Annotated in this window: 16 protein-coding genes and 1 tRNA gene; 3 read left to right on the forward strand and 14 right to left on the reverse strand. The window is 62.2% G+C overall.

Features of this window, described 5'->3' with window-relative positions; translation table 11 throughout:
• Positions 1-463: 463 nt before the first annotated feature.
• Positions 464-1,096 (forward strand): class I SAM-dependent methyltransferase, encoded by a 633-nt coding sequence (locus CO666_RS05590; protein ID WP_010069103.1) that lies wholly within the window; start codon positions 464-466, stop codon positions 1,094-1,096.
• An 80-nt stretch (positions 1,097-1,176) separates the two neighbouring features.
• On the opposite strand, the gene CO666_RS05595 is transcribed toward CO666_RS05590, so the two are convergent.
• The 7 genes from CO666_RS05595 to bcsN all read right to left on the reverse strand — a co-directional run bounded on the left by CO666_RS05595 (position 1,177) and on the right by bcsN (position 11,234).
• Positions 1,177-1,253, reverse strand: a tRNA-Pro gene (locus CO666_RS05595).
• A 97-nt stretch (positions 1,254-1,350) separates the two neighbouring features.
• Positions 1,351-2,019, reverse strand: coding sequence for an HAD family hydrolase (locus tag CO666_RS05600; RefSeq protein WP_097611119.1), 669 nt, complete (start codon positions 2,017-2,019; stop codon positions 1,351-1,353).
• Positions 2,020-2,131: 112 nt separating this feature from the next.
• Complete coding sequence (locus tag CO666_RS05605) at positions 2,132-4,510, reverse strand: cellulose synthase (RefSeq protein ID WP_097611120.1); 2,379 nt, start codon at positions 4,508-4,510, stop codon at positions 2,132-2,134.
• Complete coding sequence (locus tag CO666_RS05610) at positions 4,507-5,553, reverse strand: family 8 glycosyl hydrolase (RefSeq protein ID WP_097611121.1); 1,047 nt, start codon at positions 5,551-5,553, stop codon at positions 4,507-4,509. Before CO666_RS05610 ends, CO666_RS05605 begins: the two co-directional genes overlap by 4 nt.
• Positions 5,550-8,006, reverse strand: coding sequence for a cellulose biosynthesis cyclic di-GMP-binding regulatory protein BcsB (locus tag CO666_RS05615; protein ID WP_097611122.1), 2,457 nt, complete (start codon positions 8,004-8,006; stop codon positions 5,550-5,552). Before CO666_RS05615 ends, CO666_RS05610 begins: the two co-directional genes overlap by 4 nt.
• Positions 8,003-10,195, reverse strand: a complete 2,193-nt coding sequence (gene bcsA, locus CO666_RS05620) for a UDP-forming cellulose synthase catalytic subunit (protein WP_097611401.1) — start codon at positions 10,193-10,195, stop codon at positions 8,003-8,005. The genes CO666_RS05615 and bcsA overlap by 4 nt, the downstream gene beginning before the upstream one ends.
• Positions 10,196-10,253: 58 nt before the next feature.
• Entirely contained in the window at positions 10,254-11,234 is a 981-nt protein-coding gene (gene bcsN / locus CO666_RS05625; RefSeq protein WP_097611123.1) for a cellulose biosynthesis protein BcsN, read from the reverse strand.
• Positions 11,235-11,560: 326 nt separating this feature from the next.
• Between bcsN and CO666_RS05630 the strand changes: the two genes are divergently transcribed.
• Positions 11,561-11,875, forward strand: a complete 315-nt coding sequence (locus tag CO666_RS05630) for a DUF1236 domain-containing protein (RefSeq protein WP_097611124.1) — start codon at positions 11,561-11,563, stop codon at positions 11,873-11,875.
• 36 nt (positions 11,876-11,911) lie between these two features.
• Here the strand turns inward: CO666_RS05630 and CO666_RS05635 are convergent, their stop codons facing one another.
• Complete coding sequence (locus CO666_RS05635) at positions 11,912-13,558, reverse strand: ATP-binding protein (RefSeq protein ID WP_097611125.1); 1,647 nt, start codon at positions 13,556-13,558, stop codon at positions 11,912-11,914.
• A gap of 274 nt (positions 13,559-13,832) precedes the next feature.
• Here CO666_RS05635 and CO666_RS05640 point away from each other — a divergent pair, with 274 nt between their 5' ends.
• Positions 13,833-14,180 (forward strand): response regulator, encoded by a 348-nt coding sequence (locus CO666_RS05640; RefSeq protein WP_097611126.1) that lies wholly within the window; start codon positions 13,833-13,835, stop codon positions 14,178-14,180.
• Positions 14,181-14,293: 113 nt separating this feature from the next.
• Here the strand turns inward: CO666_RS05640 and CO666_RS05645 are convergent, their stop codons facing one another.
• The 6 genes from CO666_RS05645 to CO666_RS05670 all read right to left on the reverse strand — a co-directional run bounded on the left by CO666_RS05645 (position 14,294) and on the right by CO666_RS05670 (position 18,722).
• Positions 14,294-14,833: a MerR family transcriptional regulator gene (locus CO666_RS05645; RefSeq protein WP_097611127.1), complete on the reverse strand. Its 540-nt coding sequence runs from the start codon at positions 14,831-14,833 to the stop codon at positions 14,294-14,296.
• A 150-nt stretch (positions 14,834-14,983) separates the two neighbouring features.
• Positions 14,984-15,322: an integration host factor subunit alpha gene (locus CO666_RS05650; protein WP_003574027.1), complete on the reverse strand. Its 339-nt coding sequence runs from the start codon at positions 15,320-15,322 to the stop codon at positions 14,984-14,986.
• Between the two features lie 106 nt (positions 15,323-15,428).
• Positions 15,429-16,400: a beta-ketoacyl-ACP synthase III gene (locus CO666_RS05655; protein ID WP_097611402.1), complete on the reverse strand. Its 972-nt coding sequence runs from the start codon at positions 16,398-16,400 to the stop codon at positions 15,429-15,431.
• A gap of 20 nt (positions 16,401-16,420) precedes the next feature.
• On the reverse strand, positions 16,421-17,467 hold the full coding sequence (gene plsX, locus CO666_RS05660; protein ID WP_097611128.1) for a phosphate acyltransferase PlsX: 1,047 nt from the start codon (positions 17,465-17,467) through the stop codon (positions 16,421-16,423).
• A 98-nt stretch (positions 17,468-17,565) separates the two neighbouring features.
• Positions 17,566-18,120: a YceD family protein gene (locus tag CO666_RS05665; protein ID WP_097611129.1), complete on the reverse strand. Its 555-nt coding sequence runs from the start codon at positions 18,118-18,120 to the stop codon at positions 17,566-17,568.
• An 11-nt stretch (positions 18,121-18,131) separates the two neighbouring features.
• Positions 18,132-18,722 carry a ubiquinol-cytochrome C chaperone family protein gene (locus CO666_RS05670; protein ID WP_097611130.1) on the reverse strand — a complete coding sequence of 197 codons (591 nt, stop codon included), beginning with the start codon at positions 18,720-18,722 and terminating at the stop codon, positions 18,132-18,134.
• Between the last annotated feature and the right edge of the window lie 59 nt (positions 18,723-18,781).

Consider the following 18,781-nt stretch of genomic DNA (forward strand, 5'->3'; position numbering starts at 1 on the left):
TGTTAATCTACACATATTCACACGAATGCGAAGAGATTTCACGTTTACTCAACATCAAAAACGGGTTATCCACTCTAAACCTGATGTAGTCTTAACAAATTTCAACAAATACTGCCTTTTTTGGATTGAAATAGCACAAAAAGAACTGTTGTATTTGTTCAATCCACACCTTCAAAGGGTGTTTTATCACGCTATTCATTTTAAATAGTTAAAGCGCGGGGTCCGATCCAGCGACCGTTTGAGCCGCGACGGGGACATTACGGCCCGTTTTCAGCACCTTCCCGGCACCCTGTCAATCCTAGCCAAACGGCCTAGCCAAACGGCCGGGCGCTCCCAGCGGCTGCGAACGCCTTCGGTGCTAATCACTTTAATACCACAGGGGGACCACACTGCCGTCAAAGTCCGCCGTACCATTGTGTCTGCGTATCATCGGGTTGACGAGCCCACTACTCCAGGAGGCAAAATGTCTATCGAACTAGACGCGACGACCTATGTGCATGCCAAGCAGACGACCGCCCATTCCTATATTTTGCCGGCCGTTGTCGATGTTCTCGAGAACAGTTTTCAGGAGGCAAATGAAACGGCGGTCTTCGACCTCGGCTGCGGTACCGGCGGTGCTGCAGCCGTGCTTGCCGGGAAAGGTTATGACGTCGTCGGTGTCGATCCGTCCGCGGACGGTATTGCGAAAGCAAGGACGGCCCATCCCGATCTTCCGCTGGAGATCGGCTCCGGCTACGAAGATCTATCCAGCCGGTATGGGACCTTCGATGCGGTGATCAGCCTCGAAGTGGTTGAACACGTTTATGACCCCAAGGCTTTTTCGGCCACCATGTACGATCTGGTGAAGCCCGGCGGCATCGCGGTGATGTCGACGCCTTTTCACGGGTACTGGAAAAATCTGGCCTTGGCTGTCAGCGGCAAGATGGACGACCATTTCATGCCGCTCAAGGACCATGGCCACATCAAATTCTGGTCTCCCGGAACATTGAGCACCCTGCTGCTGGACACAGGTTTCGAAGACGTCGACTTCGAATATGTCGGGAGAATTCCGCTCTTGGCAAAATCGATGATCGCGATCGCTCAGAAACCGCACTGAAGGTCCACGGTTCTTCTCAATGACTGCGAGAGTGGCCACCAATGAAGCGTGATGTTCTGACTGGATTTCAAGGGGATAAATGGTCGGGGCGACTGGACTCGAACCAGCGACCCCTTGACCCCCAGTCAAGTGCGCTACCGGGCTGCGCTACGCCCCGACCTGCCGAAACGGCTTGCTTCGTTTAGTTTTTCAGCGCGCGCAATGCAAGCAGAAAAACCTTGCCTCCGACAAAAAGAGGCGGTTTGTCGGAATGTTCAGATCGCAGCGATCGTCAGCCGGCCCTCGGCGGTTTGGCGGGGCTGCCATGCCTGGTAATCGGGAATCGAAAAATGCGGCGTTTCGAAAGGTGTCGCGTGAGTTTCAGTGATCACCGTCACGTCGGCCCCGGCGGCCTCGCCGGCGAGGATGCCGGCGACGGCATCTTCGAAGACCAGGCATTTCGAGGGATCGACGCCGAGGCGGCTTGCGCCGAGCAGATAACCCTCGGGGCTGGGCTTGCCTGATTTAACCTCTTGGCCGCTGACGATGACCTTCGGCATCGGGATGCCGGCCGCAGCCATGCGGCGCCTGGCGAGCTCGATCGGCGCCGAGGTGACGATTGCCCATTTGCCATCGGCAATGGCAGAGAGGAAGCGGATGGCGCCGGGGATTTCAACAATGCCGGAGACATCCTCCATCTCCTCGGCAAGCAGCAGGTCCGCCTCATGGGCCGGATCGACGCCTGGCAGGCCGAGCCCGCGGATCACGTCGGACGCGCGGATGCCGTGAATCGTCTTCAGAAAGACCTCCGGTTCGAAGCCATGGCGTCTTGCCCACTCGCTCCAGACGCGCTCGACGACGGCGATGGAATTCAAGAGCGTTCCGTCCATGTCGAAGAGGAAGGCGTCGTAGGACTTGTCGAGGATGTCATGGAGAGCGGGCACGGGCGTTTCCTTGCGGGCGCTGCAGCGCCGCGCGCCTTTTAAGACACGCAAAGGGCGCCGGAACATTTTGAACTACACAGGCGAGTAGCGGAGGGCGACATCGACGTCAACGCTAATCGTTGACGTCGGGATGGGTGACCTTGCGAACGTCGGCAAGGCCGCGGGTGGCATCGCGGTTGCCGGTCGCGGCTGCGGCTTCGAAGATACGGGTCGCATCACCGTACATTTTCAGATTGAAGTAGCTGTAGCCGCGCAGGACCATCAGGTCGATACGTTCCTGCTGCAGCTGGGCGCGCTGATCGAGATAGACGAGGGTTTCACGATAACGCCCGGCGTCGAAGGCCGAAAGCGCCCGGTCGGCGAGGATCGCCACCTGGAGCTCGGCGGCGCGCTGGCGGCTCTGCGGCGCCTTGGTGGCGGCGACGGCGGCATTGCTGGAAAGGCCGGCGCGCAGATAGGCAAGGCTCTGGCCGTAGGCGGCGTCTTCGCGATCCTTGCGGAGCGGGCTCTGCAATGCCGCCTCGAAGGCGGAGATCGCTTCCATCGGCCGGTTGATATCCATCAGGCACCAGCCGCGCGACAGCGCGTCGGACGGGCCGAGCTGCGCCGCATCGACGGTCGTCGAGCAGCCGCGTGTCTGGCGCGGACCGCGCTGGACAGTGACCGTCTGCATCCCCGATCTTGCCGTGCGAACGGCCGCATCAGGCCCTGGCTGCAGTGCGGTGGGTCGCTCGACCGGAAGCGGCTCGGCCGTGGCGGCGGGACGCTGCGGCGGCACCGGCTGAACCGGCTGCTGCGAGGCAATCGGGCCTTTTGCCGGCGGCAGCGGAGCGCCATTCGGGCTCAGCGAAGACGTGTCTTCAAGATTGGTGATGCGCGTCGACCGGCCGGCCCAGGCATGCTGGATGGCGAGCACGGCCTTGCGGTCGTTCAGCTGTTCGCGGGTGACGGCAAGCCCATAGGCGGAGGGCTCGTCATCGGGCTTCCAGGCAAGCGCGGTCTCGAACCAGCGTGCGGCGGTCTGGAACTGGTTGAGGGAACGGGCATACCAGCCGAACTGCTGCGCCGTCGGCACGTATTTGCGGGCAATGACCTCGGCGGCGATGCGATGCAGCACGTCTTCGGCGAGATCGGCCGGCGGCTGCAGCGCCATCAGGTTGGCGGTGGCAGCGAGATAGGTGGCGCTCGCATCATCGGACTCGGCGCGCCAGCGGAACATCACGTCCTCGGCTTCCTGAGGCGCCTTGCGGGCGATCAGCGCCAGCGCCAGCCCCTGCGAAGCCGCCGCCGAGTCCTGCTTGGCGCGGGCGGCGCGGAACCATTTTTCGGCATCGGCGTCGTTGTTGCGGCGAAGCTGGTACCAGCCGAGCAGCAGCGCGTCGGAGGCCAGGCCCTGGCTTTCTGCGAGCTTTTCGAGGCGGGCGACATAGTCCGGCGCGATAGCGAGCTTCGGATCGTCGTTGCCTTCGGCCATGAAGCGTCGGGCGAGGTTGTCGCGGATCGCATCGAATTCCCTGCTGCCGTCGGCAGCGGCAGGCTTCTCCAGCGCGAGCAACCCCTGCATCGGCTGATAGGAAAGCAGCGTCGAGGCCTTTTCGATCGTTGCCTGTCGTTCGGCCGGATTGGTGCAATTCTTCAGGATATAGGTGTAGGCGTCCTGGCCGCGCGGTTCCCTCTCCGTCTGAATGAAGGCTTCGGCGACACGCCAGAGAACGTCGACCTCGCTGCAGGTCAGCAGGCTCGGCGTGGCGGCGGCGATATCGACCACCGTCGCATATTGCTTGAGGTCCGAAGCGTTGACGAGGCGGGCGCGGGCCTCGGCGACGTCGAGCCGATCGAGCAGATCGGCCGGCGGCTGCCATCCGGCGCCGGCTGCCTGACGGTCGGCGATCGCCTTGCGCAGTTCGGCATAACGGCCATCCGAATAGAGCTGCCACATGGCCTCGAGCTGCTTGTCGCCGTTTTGCGGCACGGCGAGCGGATCGGCCGGCGGAACCCAGTTCGGGTAGAGCGCCTGAAGGCGGGAAATTTCGGCCTGCAGCCGCACCTTGTCGCCGCGGCTGGCGAAATAACGAAGCGCGCTTTCATCGACGGCCGGCTGCGTCGGGGCGGCGGCCTGCTGCGGTGCCGGCGGCTCGGAAACGATGGAAGGCGTGACCGGCGCCGGTGGGCTCGCCGCTTGAGGCTCAGACGGCGGCGCGGCGGATGGCGTTGCAGGCTGCTGCGCGACGGCATTCGAATCTGATGTATCCGCTGCCGATGGCGGCGAGGAGGTGATCGCCTCGATCTTGTCGGCGACGAGCTGCGCATTGAATTCGGAATTGCCGGCAGAATCGGTCGGCTTGATGCGGCCCATCATCATCAGTTCCGGCGCCGGCTTGTCGGCAGACGCCAGACCGAACCTTTCCTGCAGAGCGGCACGGTCCTTCAGGCCGGTGACGAGGCTCGCCACCACCACTGCCGCTGAAACCGCCACGAGAGAAGACTTCACAGACACTCCGGATGCTTCTCCCCGATATAAGCCAGCCCCAGCAGTTGAAGGGTGGATGGATAATAGAGCGCGGGCGCGAATTGCAGGGCCGAGCTCGGCAGCTTGGTCCCATCGACAACACAGGCCACAACATCGTTAACAATTCGATAACCGGGGTCCGACAGCAGGGTCTTCGGCCGGCCGGTGGTCAGATCGATGGTGGCGGGAACGCCGTCTTGCGACATCCCCTTTTGCAGGCGCACGAGCAGCGCCTTGTCGGTGATGCCGCCGCGCGCGAGGTAAAGCGGGATGCGGATGGCGTTATATGAGAACTCGGCGTCGAACCCCTTTGCCGGCCGCGGCTTATCGCGCAGGCTCACCCATTCGGCCGGAAGCTTGCGCGGGCCGAACTGCATCGTGTTCAACAGTTCCACGCCGTCATCCGACAGTTTTTTCCAGGCATCCGACGGCGCAAGCGCCGACATTACCGGGATCGCCTCGTAAATCCAGTAGGACGGGTTGACGACCGGACCATCGTCCCGGTCGCCGCCGGTAAAACCCTGGGTTCCCGGCAACAGCAAGGTCCGGCCCTCGGACCTGGCGACGGTTTCGGCAAGCAGAGCCTGCGCCATGCGGGAGGCGGCGAGGATATAGTCGTCGCGTTTCCACGCCGTGCCGGCAAGCGCCAGCGCATAGGCAATCAGCATGTCTCCATCGGTGGCATTGTTGGTATCGGCCACGTGCGGCTTGACGTTCGGATCCCATTTCCAAACGGCCAGGCCATCGTCGCGCAGCAGCAGTTCGGTGCGGGTAAAATACCAGATCTGCTCGAAATCGGCTGGGTTGGCTGCGAGATAGGCAAGCAACAGGCCATAACCCTGCCCTTCGCTGTGGCTGATATTGCCGTTGCCGTTATCGACGATGCGGCCGGTCGCATCGAGAAACTTCGCCTTGTAGGCCGACCATGCGGCGGCATTGATCATCGCCTGCTGTGCGACGGCGGGCCCGCCCGCCGGGGCAAGCGCGACCGTTGCCGCCAGCAGGAGTGCGCGCAATCGCCTCATTTCGACCGACCCAGCCTTTTGAGCATCGTCGATGTGGTGACCCCGATCAAAAGCACGAAGACGACCAGCAGGAAGGCATAGGAGAGGATGTTCGTCGACAGCCAGTTGGCGGCGATCAGGCGGTAGTTGGCGATCGACCAGGGCATGGACGGCACGAAATCGAAACGGGTGACGGGCACCGCCTCGATCTTGCCGGTCTTGCCCGAATAGGTGGTGATGTGGCCCGATAGCTGCGGCCAGTTCAGCTGCGCGGTCAGAACCTCGATCCCTTCACGCAAATCCTTCGCCGACGGCGCCGCCACCACCGTCCACGAGCCCGTTCCCGCGGGGCTGGAGCCCTGTGCAACCAGCAGCGTGGCGGCGTTGGGCGGTGTAAAAATCTCCTCGGCGCCGGGCACGAATTGCAACGAACTGCGGGAGATATCGAAATTACGCGACACCCACTCGCGAAAGGCCATGACGCGGCTGTGCAAGACGCCGCCGCTGACTTTGGAATTCCACTCCTCGAAGGCCGTGACGGTGTCGACGACGCCCGGCTGCGCATCCGTCACGGGACGCCAGGAGGCCTGGCTCGCCGTGGCGATATTGGTCTGCGACAGCGCGGTTGCCGGCATCTGCGAGATGGAGCCGATGAAGATGGCATCACGATCGCCGATCATATTCGGCGAGGCGACGGTTTCGACGGCGATCGGATGGCCGGCGGTGATCGCCATCTGGCCAAGCAGGGTTGCGGCGGCCGAAAGTGTGTCGGCGTCAATGCGGTCGATGAAGAGCGGCGTCGGTTCCGTGGCCCGACCATAGGGATAGGCGGTGCCGGCCATGGCGGCCAGATTCGGACGCTGACCGACGCGGGCGAAATCCGGAATATGCAGCTCAGAGGTATCGAACAGGGCAAAGCGCGGCGTCGCGCCGGCGGTTGCGCCCGGCGCGCAAGCCGCATCGTCCTTGGTCATCAAGATCGCCTCGATCGCCATCGTGTTAAGACCGGGCTTGAAGTGGCGCATCGTCACCCGGATCGGCAGATGGCGGAGAATGCCGCCCGACGTCGTGGTGATCGGCACGGTGGAGGCGATATTGTCGTTGACGTAGATATCGATGTGGCTGCCGGGCAGCACGTTATCGGTATAGGCGGCATCGAGCAGCACCTTCGCCTCGCCATAGGCATTGGCATAAAAGTCGGCCGGCACGGCGATATTGAAGCTGGTCCGCAGCCGCCGGCCGGAGAATTCGGTGGTCTTCACGCCGAGCCGGGACAAGGCGATGCTGGTATCGGAAAAGACCAGCGGCGCGTTCGGCGCGCTCCAGCGCTCGGTGGTCAGCACGTCACGGCGGACATCGGAGGACCTGTCCGTCGGCGAGACAATGGTATCGATCGCCGAGGAGACCGCCTGCCAGGAGGGACCGCTGATCAGAAGCACCGGCGAGCCGCTGCGAGGATCGGTAACGAAAGCGGCGAGTGCCGCACTTTCGGCGCCGGGCGGCAGGCCGGGAAAGAGCGGCCGCAGCTCCGCCGCGGTACCAACGAGCACGCTGAGCTTTCCGGGCCCGGCAGCCGGAAGCGCCGTGGCGCTGAAGGCAAAGATCTGGTTCGGCATGCTGCTCAACACCGACAGGCCCTGCGCCAGTCGAAGCAGCGGCCTGGTGGTTCCCGGCTGCTCCAGCGCCGGAACGACGATGTCGAACTCTGTCTTGCCGGCGCCGTCGACGCCGATGGCGCGGATCGCATCGGCGCCCGCCAGCAGTGCAGCGTCCGTGCCGGCAAAACTCAGATAGGTTCCGGCCGGATCGATATTCGACCACAATTCATAGGTGGACTGGATGCTGCAATCGGTGCGGTGGCGCTGGGCGGCTTCAAAGGTGACGAGATTGGCGCCGGGCTGCAGCAAACCGGGCGGAACCTCGAAGGTGACGGCCGACGGGCCATCCGGCGAACCGACGCGCTGCTGGCCGATCGGGCGGTTATTGAGATAGGCGGTCAACGCCGAGGCTTCAGGCGCGACGACGACCGCATTCTGGTAGGCGAAAGTGAAGCTCGCCTTGGCCGCCGCCTCTTCCGGGGTCAGGTAGACCGACCATGACCGGCGATCATATTCGCCGGCGAGACCAAGTTTCGAAAAGGGCACGACATAGCGGCGGATATCGCCGGAGTGCGGCGGCGCAGCCGCATTTGCCGCCGCGGCTGGCTGGAGCGCCGGTACTGCCGGCTGCGGCTGGACGGCGATCGCCGAAGGAACGGGTGCGGGAGCAGCCTGGGTTGCGGGTGCCGGCGATACGGAAACCGGAGGCGTGACGGGAGCCGGTGCAGGCGCTGCCGGCGGCGTGGCCGGCGTCAATCTCGGGGTCACGGATGCTCCGGGCGGTCGCTCGCCGGACATGTCGAAGGGTGCCGTCTGCGCCTGGGCGAAGGCGGAGGCATTCAGCAGTAAAAGGGAGGCGGCGACGATTCTTCTCATCCGGCGTTGACCTTTGCCGCCTGCTGCTGGGCTTCCCGCTCCGGCCGCATGCTGCGGAAGAAATAAATGAGGCCGCGGCTGGTCTGGTAGAGCGACAGGCCGAGGAACCAGATCGTGCCGCGGATCAGGCCCGGATTGCGGCGGCGCGCCGCCTGGAACTCGGTCCACTGGCCTGAATTGGCAAACATCAGGTCGGCGATCAGGCGATGGTCGAGCGCGCTTTTCGGCACGTACTGGCAGCCGACATTGCTGATGTCGCCCGACGGCTCGATATTGCGGACGATCAGCGGCAGGGTTTCCAGTTCCGCGCCGCTATAGGGCCGGAAGCGGATTTCCCCGAGGGCGCCGACCAGCATCTCATCGAGTTGCTTGTTGAAGATGTGAAGCCTTGCGCCGTGGACGGAGACGTCCTCGATCGAGGCCGCATACCACTTGCCGTTGGCGCCGAATTCACAGCGCCGGTTGACGCGGACGCGGCGGGACAAGGCGCGTTCGCCGCGCTCCGAAACGACGCCGAGGGCGCAGCCGGCCATGATCAGGTTGATGAGGTTCCATCCGCCGACGACGAGCGTCACGTCGGCCTTATAGGGCTCGGCATAGATCCTGTAGATGGTGATGACGAGCGCGATGATCTGCACCGCGAAGATGACGAAGAACGGACGACTGATCTCCGACAGGCGGCTGACGGCGATCGATTCGTCCTTGGCGGTAACCTTGAAGGTCGGCTTGCGCGGATTGAGCATGACGGAGACGACGGCCGGCAGCAGATGCACCGTCTGAACATATTCGTAAAGCTCGGAAATCCATGGCCAGCGGAACGACCCGTAGAGGTAATTCTGCATCATCAGGTTCACCAGCATATAGGCCAGCGTATAGGCCAGGAATTCGCCGCCGGAGGCGGTGAAGATTTCCAGGTCGAAGAACAGATAGAAGAGCGGCGCAAACAGGAAGATGGTGCGCGGGAACGGGAAGAGCCAGAACAGCGTCGAGGACATGTAGCAGAGGCGCTGCGGGATCGACAGGCCGCGCTTCAGCAACGGGAAGCGGAAGCGCAGGATCTGCATCATGCCCTGCGCCCAGCGGCTGCGCTGGCCGATGAAGCTGGCGAAGGTGGCCGGCTGCAGACCGGCGATCAGCGGCTTGTCGACATAGATGCTGTTCCAGCCGCTGCCGTGCAGCGCCAACGCCGTCTCGCAATCCTCGGTGATGCTGATGCCGGAAAAGCCGTTCTGAGATTCGAGCGCCCTGCGGCTCAAAACCGCCGCCGAACCACAGAAGAAGGCAGCATTCCATTTATCCAGGCCGCGCTGGATGATGCCGTAGAACATCTCGTTCTCGCTCGGCATCTTGTCGAAGGTGCGCAGGTTGCGCTCCAGCGGGTCGGGATTGATGAAGAAGTGCGGCGTCTGGACGAGGAAGAGCTTCGGATCGTCTTCGAAATAACCGACGGTCTCGAGCAGGAAATCGCGGGCCGGCGCGTGGTCGGCATCGAAGACGGCGATGAGCTCGCCGCTCGAGTGTTTCATGCCGTTGTTGAGATTGCCGGCCTTGGCATGCTCATTGCGGTCGCGCGTGAGGTAGCTGACGTCGAGATCCTCGCAGAGCTGCTTCAGCTCGATATGGCGGGCGGCGGCCGCCTGGGCTTCGAGCAGCTTGCCGGAATTGCGCTTCTGCAGGGTGCCGCCGTCGTCAAGCAGCCAGACATGCAGCTTGTCGGCCGGATAATCCATGGCCTTGGCGGCGGCCAGCGTGTTTCCGAGAAGCCCGGCATCCTCGTTGTAAGACGGCACGAAGACATCGACATGGGGCAGACGCCCGGGATTGGCGGCGCGCGAAGGGCGCGGCGGCAGCGGTGTCGCGACGATGAAGAGGCTGAGCGCCAACATCGCGACGCTGTACATTTCGGCAAGATAGAGCAGCAGGCCGGGAATGAAATTCTCAGGCTGATTCAAAGGTGGCAGCGTATTGGTGGTGCGCCAGTAGACATAACGCAGAACGATCGAGGTTCCGAAGGCGAGCGCCACCAGGCGCCAGGTCCCCTCGCCTTTCAAAACCTTGATCAGCGCCATGACCGTCACGACGGTGATGCTGGTGATGAGCTGGGTCTGCAAATTGACCGGCAGCGTGATCAGCACGATCATGCAGAGCGAAACCACGGCCCATATAATGACACTGCGGGCTTTGCGCATCGACGTTCCTTCGAAATTGCTCAACCGGAACCGCCATTCGGCGCTCCGGGCATGCTCGTTATTGCCGGCAGGCGGCCGTCAAGGCCGCGTCGCCTATGCAGTCCGGCGACGGCACGGTGACACCGATCGCCCTTGCGGATTGTTCGACCGGCTCGGCTACTGCGGCCGGCATTGCGCTCGTCTGCGGCGCCTCGCCCGGCAGCGGCACGCGCGGACCGATGGGGGCCGGCAACGATGTCGCACCCGCAGCCGGCTGCGACGCCGGAGCGCTGCGCACGGGAACGACCCGCGGCCGGCTGACGATGGCAGGCGCCGGCTCATAACCGATCGGCATAGGGCTGGCGCGATAACCGCCCTCGTCGGGATAGACCGGCGCGCCGGTGCGTCCGAGCGCGGCATCGGCCGGCGGCGGATTGCCGTAGGGGTTCCAGGTCGCACCGTCGAAGGTGCCGGTGACGGTATAGCCATAGACGATGCCGAGCAGCTGGCGCTCGCTCGCCCTGGCGTCGCAAAGACGCAGGCGCAGCTGGATCATGCCGAAATTGCGCGCCTGGCTCGTGGCGTTGACGCTCGAGCGGATCTGCTGCCAGGCATAGATGCAGCTGTCGCCGGCAGGGCTGCGGCCGGAGGCGTAGCCGAAGGGCCCGTAAGCGTTCTGAAGGAAGGTCGCCGACGTCGCCATCGGCACGCCGGGGGCCGCGCGGGCCACTTCGCGACGGATGCCGCTCTCATTGATCATGCTGAAGCCCGCATCGCCCGCCCCGGGATTGGCCCCGGAGGCGCCGAGGAACTGGACCTTCAGAAAATTCTGGCCGGGCACGGAGGATGAGGTAAAGAGCGATACGGTCTGCTCGACGCCGTTGCCACGCTTGCGCTCGACGACACTGACGATCGAGGGGCCGCCCGGCGGCGGCAGGACCAGCGCCTTTTCAGGCGCCACGGTTTCGGGCCCGGAAGGCTGGCGTACACCGCCTGTCGACGTGCAGCCGGCCATCGTGCTCACTACGGCCATCAGCGATATCGTCTTCCGCAAACGCATGTCTCGAGCCGCCGCATTCGTCTTTCAGATATCCATTCGCAAACCGAAACGCGACGGACCTTCGAATCAACGACCGACCGGCCGTTCACAGGGTATAAATCGCCAACATGGTTAACGAAGAGTAAAAAACACGCCCCTGCCGCCCCCTGAACGAACGCACACTGAACGTGATTCGAGCAGCTCAACCGTATGGTGCATAAACTGATTTATCAACAACTTAATTACTGCTCATGGCGTCTGTCTTCCCCATCGGCGAAGGCCGCGCGGAACTATGCCGCGCGGCTGGCGTTGCCTTGATGTCTCAGGTTGAAGAAGGAGAACATCCCATGCGCAAGATCATGCTGGCTGCGGCCGCCATACTGCCCATCAGTTCCGCCGCCTTCGCGCAGAGCACCGTCATTGTCACCGATCCCGCACCGACCGGCTCCGTCGTGCTGCCCGGCGAGGTGCGCACCTATGTGATGGAGCAACAGACGCCGTCCGTCGTCTATGACGGCGATATCGAGGTCGGCGCGATGCTACCCGATACCGTCGAAGTGCACACCGTGCCGAATATCGACGGCTACGCTTATACCGTCGTCAATGAGCGGCGCGTCATCGTCGAGCCGAAGACGCGGCGCGTGATCCAGGTCCTGGAATAACGCGATCCCCAACGGTGGGCGTGGAGTCGTGCGGCTTTACGTCCTCTCGCCTTCCACTCTCGCCGGTACATTTAGAAGTTCACGGATCTTGTAAGCGAGTTGCTCCAGGCTGAAGGGCTTGGCGAGCAGCGAGACGCCGTGATCGAGCACACCGTTGTGGACGATGGCATTGCGAGTATAGCCGGTCGTGTAGAGGATCCGGATCGACGGCCATTTTTCCTGGACGATATCGGCAAGCTGGCGTCCGCTCATCTGCGGCATGACGATGTCGGTGAAGATCAGATCGACGTCCCGATTTTCTTCCAGAACGAGAAGCGCCTCCATGCCGCTTGCCGCCTGCAACACGGTGTAACCGAGTTCATGCAGGCTTTCGGCGGTCATGATGCGGACGTTCTCGTCATCCTCCACCACCAGGATTGTATCGTTGACGCTGCCCTGCGGGATCGGCTGGGCGCCGGACGCATTCAACCGGGCGTCCGTCACGCCGACACGACGGGGGAGATAGATCTTCACCGTCGTGCCCCTGTCGATTTCCGAATAGATCTTGATGTGGCCGCCGCTCTGCTTGATGTAGCCGTAAACCTGGCTGAGGCCGAGACCGGTGCCCTTGCCGGGTCCCTTGGTGGTGTAGAACGGATCGAAGGCACGCTCGATCACCTCGGGCGACATGCCGGTGCCGGTGTCGGTCATGCTGATCATCACATATTGGCCGGCCTCGACCTCCGAATGCATGCGTGAATACCGTTCGTCGAGTTCGGTATTGGCCGTTTCGATCGTCAGATGCCCGCCGCCCGGCATGGCGTCGCGGGCGTTGACGGCAAGGTTGAGGATGGCGTTCTCAAGCTGGCTCAGATCGGCAAAGCACGGCCAGAGGCCGCCGGCCAGCACGGTCTCGATTCGGATCTGCTCGCCGAGCGTACGCCGCAGCAGCTCCGACATGCCGCCGACCAGCTTGTTGAGATCGATCACCTCGGGGGCGAGCGGCTGCTGGCGCGAGAAAGCGAGAAGACGCGCGGTCAGGACCGCAGCCCGCTGGGCGCCGTCTTTGGCATTCTGGATCGAGTGCGGCAGGCGGGGATCTTCGTTTCCGCTCATGCGCCGCTGGGCGAGATCGAGGTTGCCGATGATGATCGCCAGCATATTGTTGAAATCATGGGCGACGCCCCCGGTGAGCTGACCGATCGTCTCCATTTTCTGCAGCTGGCGCACCTGCGCCTGAGCGGCGGCATTCTCCTCCATCTCATGCCTGAGCTCGGCGGTGCGCTGGACCACCGTCTGTTCGAGGCGCGCATTGAAGCTGTTGAGTTCATCGCGCAGGCGGCTCTGTCGGCCGTGCGCGATGATGATCATCTCCATCAGGCCGATGATGATCACCGCATTGACGAGGTAAGTCGAAAGGCCGACCCACTGGCCGGCGCTGACCGGCCAGAAGATATCGTGCGGCTCGACGAAAAACTGTTGGACAATGAAAGCGGCGAGTATGGCCGCGACAAAGCCCGGCCCGGCGCCGCCGATGAAACTCGCCAGCAATATCGCCGGAAGAAAGCTCAGGAAAGGAAAGCCCGAGAGATAGTCGCTGGCGGCAAGCTTGAGAAGAAACGTCAGGCCAACGAAGGCAACGGCCAGCGGATATGTATAACCCGGCCTATGACGCAGCCAATCCGTGGCGCTCAGAAAATCCATTCAAGATCCCTCGCGTACAACGCCAAGCGGGCTTTTCGGACGCGCGAAGGGCACTGTAACACTTTGAAGTTCTGCATAATTTTATTCCCGAGTCGATTCCGATTTAAGGAATTATGCAAGAGCCGCCGCGAAGACGGCATACCAGCTTTTACACATCGAATTTCACCCGGCAATATGCTGTTTATCGCACTGCGGGCGTGACGTCTTGACGAGGCGTGCAAGGAGTTCCACATAAATCGCCATGCCCGGCAAGGGGAAGTGGGTGGACGGGAACATGAAAGACATCTTCGTCGTCGAAGACGACGCGCTGATTGCGATGCTGCTTGAGGACATGCTCGCCGATCTCGGCTACCGGGTCTGCGCCAGCGCGCCCGATCTGGAACGGGCGCTTGTTGCCGCCAGGGACGCGGATTTCGACGCTGCCATTCTCGACGTTTCGCTTGCGGGGCAAAGTTCGCTCCCGGTCGCAAAACTACTCGACGAACGCGGCAAACCCTATGTCTACGCGACGGGGTACGGTGCGGCCCCCACCGGCAGCAGCCCGAGCACATTGCCGGTGCTGCAAAAACCCTTCCAGCTCAGCGAACTCGAGCAGGCGATGAAGCGGCTTACCGAATCCTGATGGATGCCGCCCGGACGTGTGCGTCGGTTCCGGAATAACGACACGCAAAAACAAGGAGCGAAAGCGCCTCGCTTCAACCGCGCTTCACGCGATGCGCCTTGGAACCTTCCCGGTCAGCGCACCTGATCGAGCAGACGCTTGCATTCCAGCAGGTCATAGAGCGCTTCCTGCAGCAATGCCCTGTCTTCCTTGCCGACGCTCGACTTGCCGATCGAAACTTCCTGCTCGTCGTCACCAGCCACGAAATTGAAGAAGCGGCGGGTGATCGGCGGCTTGGCGCGGCCGACAATCTGGTCTTCGTCGGCCATGCCGACACGCGGTTCACCGGCGTTCGCCTCCTGCACGCCCGACGCAAGCGCCTCGACGCTGGCAAGATCGCCATGGCCGACCGATATGACGAACTTGTTGCCGTTGGTTTTCAGAAGCTTCTGCACGCCCTTGATCGTATAGCCGTGATCATAGAGCAGATGCCGGATGCCCTTGAGGAGATCCACATCCTCGGGCCGGTAATAGCGGCGGCCGCCGCCGCGCTTCATCGGCTTTATCTGCGGAAACCGCGTCTCCCAGAAGCGCAGCACATGCTGCGGCAGATCCAGATCGTCTGCGACTTCGCTGATGGTGCGAAAGGCATCGGGGCTCTTGTCCAACGTCATACTGCTACGCGACCTCGCGGCTCGATCCAACGGCGACTCATCATATTTCAACGGTTTGGCGTCGACAATTCAAGTCATGTCTCGACGTTGCGCACAACGATGGACAGTGCAAAAGCAAAAAATGCCAGTTTAGAAACGGAAGGCCGATGCTCAGGAGGCCGGATTCTGCGGCTTCAGCTTGACCTTGCGAGAGACATGCGCCTTGAGGATGCGCGTCTTCAGCACGTTCGACGCCTTGAAAGTCATGACCCGGCGGGGGGAAATCGGAACCTCCTCGCCAGTCTTGGGGTTGCGGCCGATCCGCTCGTTCTTGTCGCGCACTTGGAAGGTGGCGAAGGAGGAAAGCTTGACGGTTTCACCACGCACGATGGCGTTGCAAACCTCGTCGATGACCGTTTCCACAAGTTCCGCGGATTCGGTCCGGGAAAGCCCGACCTTTCGGAAAACGGATTCCGCCAGGTCTGCGCGCGTCACTGTTTTTCCGGTCATGGTTTCCCCGCCCATTTCAAATATTTTGTGAAATCGCGCAAAGAGTATTTGTCTTGCGCGTCACGGTCAAGCTCTTGTTCGCCGCCGGTTTTTCCGGATTTACGCACTACCAGCGCAGCAGAACGGCACCCCAGGTAAAGCCGCCGCCCATCGCTTCGAGCATCACCAGGTCGCCCTTCTTGATGCGGCCGTCTCCGGCAGCGGTCGCAAGGGCGAGCGGGATCGAGGCGGCCGAGGTATTGCCGTGCAGATCGACCGTTACGACGACTTTCGCCGGATCGATATTCAGCTTCTTCGCCGAGCCGTCGATGATGCGACGATTGGCCTGGTGCGGCACCAGCCAATCGAGGTCGTCGGCGGTGGTGCCTGTGGAATCGAAGGCCGCCTGAATGACATCGGTGATCATGCCGACAGCATATTTGAAGACCTCGCGGCCTTCCATGCGCAGCTTGCCGACGGTGCCCGTCGTCGACGGGCCGCCATCGACATACAGTTTCTCCTTGTGCGAGCCGTCGGAACGCAGATGTGCCGTCAGCACGCCGCGATCGGCAACGGTGCCCTCGCCTTCGCCCGCTTCGAGCACGATCGCACCGGCGCCGTCGCCGAAAAGCACGCAGGTGGTGCGGTCGTTCCAGTCGAGAATGCGCGAAAAGGTTTCGGCGCCGATGACGAGAACGCGCTTTGCAAGCCCGCCGCGGATATAGGCATCCGCCGTCGTGACCGCATAGACGAAACCGGTGCAGACGGCCTGGACGTCGAAGGCGAAGCCGTGTCTCATGCCGAGACGGTTCTGGATGTTGACCGCGGTTGCCGGAAAGGTGTTATCCGGCGTCGATGTGGCACAGATGATAAGATCGATATCGGCTGGCGTCAGGCCGCCATTGGCAAGGGCCGCGCGCGCGGCGGCCTCGCCGAGCGACGCCGTCGTCTCGTCATCGCCGGCGAGATAACGCTGGCGGATGCCGGTGCGCTGGACGATCCATTCGTCGGATGTGTCGACGATCGCCTCCATGTCACCATTGGTCATCACGCGCTTCGGAAGTGCGGCTCCGAACCCGCGAACCACTGAACGGATCATCTTCGATTGAACCCCATCGCTCATGCAGCTTCCGGGCCCATCGGGGGCAGCCGCTTGGCATGATATTTCTTAAGATCGTTGTCTATTTTCTGATTGAGGCCGTTCTTGGCCATGTCATAGCCGACTTCGATGGCGGCTGCGATGCCTTCGGCATTCGCCCCGCCATGGCTCTTGATGACGATGCCGTTCAGGCCTAGAAACACACCGCCATTGACCTTGCTCGGATCGAGCTTCTCGCGAAGCAGATCGAAAGCGCTTTTGGCGAAGAGATAGCCGATGCGGGCAAGCAGCGTGCGCGACATGGCGGCGCGCAGATATTCGCCGATCTGCTTGGCGGTGCCTTCGGCCGTCTTCAGCGCGATATTGCCGGAAAATCCTTCGGTGACGACGACGTCGACCGTGCCCTTGCCGAGGTCGTTGCCCTCGACGAAACCGGAATATTCGAGCGAATCGATGTTCGCCTCGCGCAACAGGCGACCGGCCTCCTTGACCTCTTCCTGGCCTTTCATCTCCTCGACGCCGACATTCAGCAGGCCGACCGTCGGACGCTCGACCTCGAACAGCGCACGCGCCATGGCGCCGCCCATCAGGGCAAAATCCATCAGCTGCTGGGCATCGGCACCGATCGTCGCACCGACGTCGAGCACGATGCTCTCACCCTTCAGCGTCGGCCAGATCGCGGCGATCGCCGGCCGCTCGATATTGGCCATGGTGCGCAGACAGAACTTCGCCATCGCCATCAGCGCGCCGGTGTTGCCGGCCGAGACCGCAACATCGGCCTCCCCCGTCTTCACCGCCTCGATCGAACGCCACATGGTGGAGATGTAGCGGCCGCGGCGCAGCGCCTGGCTCGGCTTCTCGTCCATGCCGACGGCGAGCTCGCAGTCGTGAAAGAGCGATTTTTCCTTGAGTTTCGGAAACCTGGCGAGAACCGGATCGCACTGTTCCTTGAGACCGTAGAAAACGAAGGAAATATCCGGATGCCGATCCAACGCCTTTGCGGCGCCGGGGATGACAACCTGGGGACCAAAGTCGCCACCCATGAGGTCGAGAGATATTCTGATCACGCGTCCCTGATCCTTCTTTTCGCCGAGGGCGAAATTTCGGCCAAAATACCGGTTTTGGCGTCGCTTACAACTGAATTATATCAAATGCCAGAGACGCTTCAGTCCTTTTTCCAATCTTTGAGAGCAGCGAAAGCCGAGGGCTTTTTGTCGTTCTCGCCACTGTCCTCGATATGGCCTGCGAATTCGATGCCCTCCTTGCGCGGATAGGGATCGATCGCGAGCGCGGTAAATTCGGCAACCACCTCGCCTGCATCGATCGTATCGCCGACAAAGGTCTCGGGCAGATCGGGGCCATCGGGATCGAGCAGCATCTCGCCGGCGTCGTTGCCGGGCTGGCGGGCAAGCTTGGAGCCCTCCGGCACGAAGATCTGCTCGAAGCTCTCGTCGATGGCGGATTCGACCGGTTCCAGCGTCACGACGCAGGACTGGACGATCTTCGCCTGAACGCGGCCCTTGATGCGCACGCCGTCGCGCTTCCAGCGGGCAATCTGCAGATCGGCGCTCAGATTGTCGACGGAGACGACGTTCCAGCTTTTGGCGAGCGCCTTCAATTCGTTGGCGTCGGCCTCGACATGGACCTCGACGGGGTTGGCCGAGATGTGGCCGACCTTGACGTGATAAGAGAAGGGAACTTCGTCCCGATCGTTCTTCATCGTTTCCTCCTTCAGGCAACCGGCGGCAGCGTTGCCCCACCGGTGGCGATCACCTCTTCGGCGAGGGCCGACAGATGCGATTCCGCCGCCATCATCCATCCGGCGAGGCCGGCCATATCGGCCGGTGCGGCGGTTTCGGGGTAGATATTGCGTTGAAGAGCAAGAGCGAGCGCTTCGGCATCGCCTATATCCATCGCCTTCGAATAGGCTTCGAGCCGACCGTAAAACATGCCGGCAAGCTTCTTCATGCGCTTCGGAACGCTGTTGTCGCCGATGCCGAGTTCGCGGATCGAATAGTCGATATCCTGAAAGAAGGCGTCGACGATCTCCTGGGCAATCTCCTGGCCACTGGTGGCGGAGCTGCGCGTGCGGCGAAAAAACAGAATCATGGTGATCGACAGCATCTCGAAACGGCCCATGACCGTGTCCGGCACATTGAGCCGCTCATAGATCTCCGGCATGCGCGCGGCCGCCGTCAGCGCCGCATATTGCCTGTCGACGATTGCCTGATTGTTGTTTTTCTTACGGAAGAGCCCGAAGATCATTGTTTTTTCCGGAAATGCCTCATTCTTCACGCCGGCCGGCCTCTGGCCTTGTTGCATGATTTCGAAAGCTGGTTTACCGAAGCAGGCGCGAATTGCAATGCCGATCGTGGCCTGTT

The organism is Rhizobium chutanense, assembly GCF_002531935.1.
GTDB lineage: Bacteria > Pseudomonadota > Alphaproteobacteria > Rhizobiales > Rhizobiaceae > Rhizobium > Rhizobium chutanense.

Coding starts and splice junctions, on each gene's coding strand:
- CO666_RS05590 (WP_010069103.1), top strand. CDS start 464: ATGTCTATCGAACTAGACGCGACGACCTATGTGCATGCCAAGCAGACG.
- CO666_RS05610 (WP_097611121.1), bottom strand. CDS start 5,553: ATGAGGCGATTGCGCGCACTCCTGCTGGCGGCAACGGTCGCGCTTGCC.
- CO666_RS05615 (WP_097611122.1), bottom strand. CDS start 8,006: ATGAGAAGAATCGTCGCCGCCTCCCTTTTACTGCTGAATGCCTCCGCC.
- bcsA (WP_097611401.1), bottom strand. CDS start 10,195: ATGCGCAAAGCCCGCAGTGTCATTATATGGGCCGTGGTTTCGCTCTGC.
- bcsN (WP_097611123.1), bottom strand. CDS start 11,234: ATGCGTTTGCGGAAGACGATATCGCTGATGGCCGTAGTGAGCACGATG.
- CO666_RS05630 (WP_097611124.1), top strand. CDS start 11,561: ATGCGCAAGATCATGCTGGCTGCGGCCGCCATACTGCCCATCAGTTCC.
- CO666_RS05635 (WP_097611125.1), bottom strand. CDS start 13,558: ATGGATTTTCTGAGCGCCACGGATTGGCTGCGTCATAGGCCGGGTTAT.
- CO666_RS05640 (WP_097611126.1), top strand. CDS start 13,833: ATGAAAGACATCTTCGTCGTCGAAGACGACGCGCTGATTGCGATGCTG.
- CO666_RS05645 (WP_097611127.1), bottom strand. CDS start 14,833: ATGACGTTGGACAAGAGCCCCGATGCCTTTCGCACCATCAGCGAAGTC.
- CO666_RS05650 (WP_003574027.1), bottom strand. CDS start 15,322: ATGACCGGAAAAACAGTGACGCGCGCAGACCTGGCGGAATCCGTTTTC.
- CO666_RS05655 (WP_097611402.1), bottom strand. CDS start 16,400: ATGATCCGTTCAGTGGTTCGCGGGTTCGGAGCCGCACTTCCGAAGCGC.
- CO666_RS05665 (WP_097611129.1), bottom strand. CDS start 18,120: ATGAAGAACGATCGGGACGAAGTTCCCTTCTCTTATCACGTCAAGGTC.
- CO666_RS05670 (WP_097611130.1), bottom strand. CDS start 18,722: ATGCAACAAGGCCAGAGGCCGGCCGGCGTGAAGAATGAGGCATTTCCG.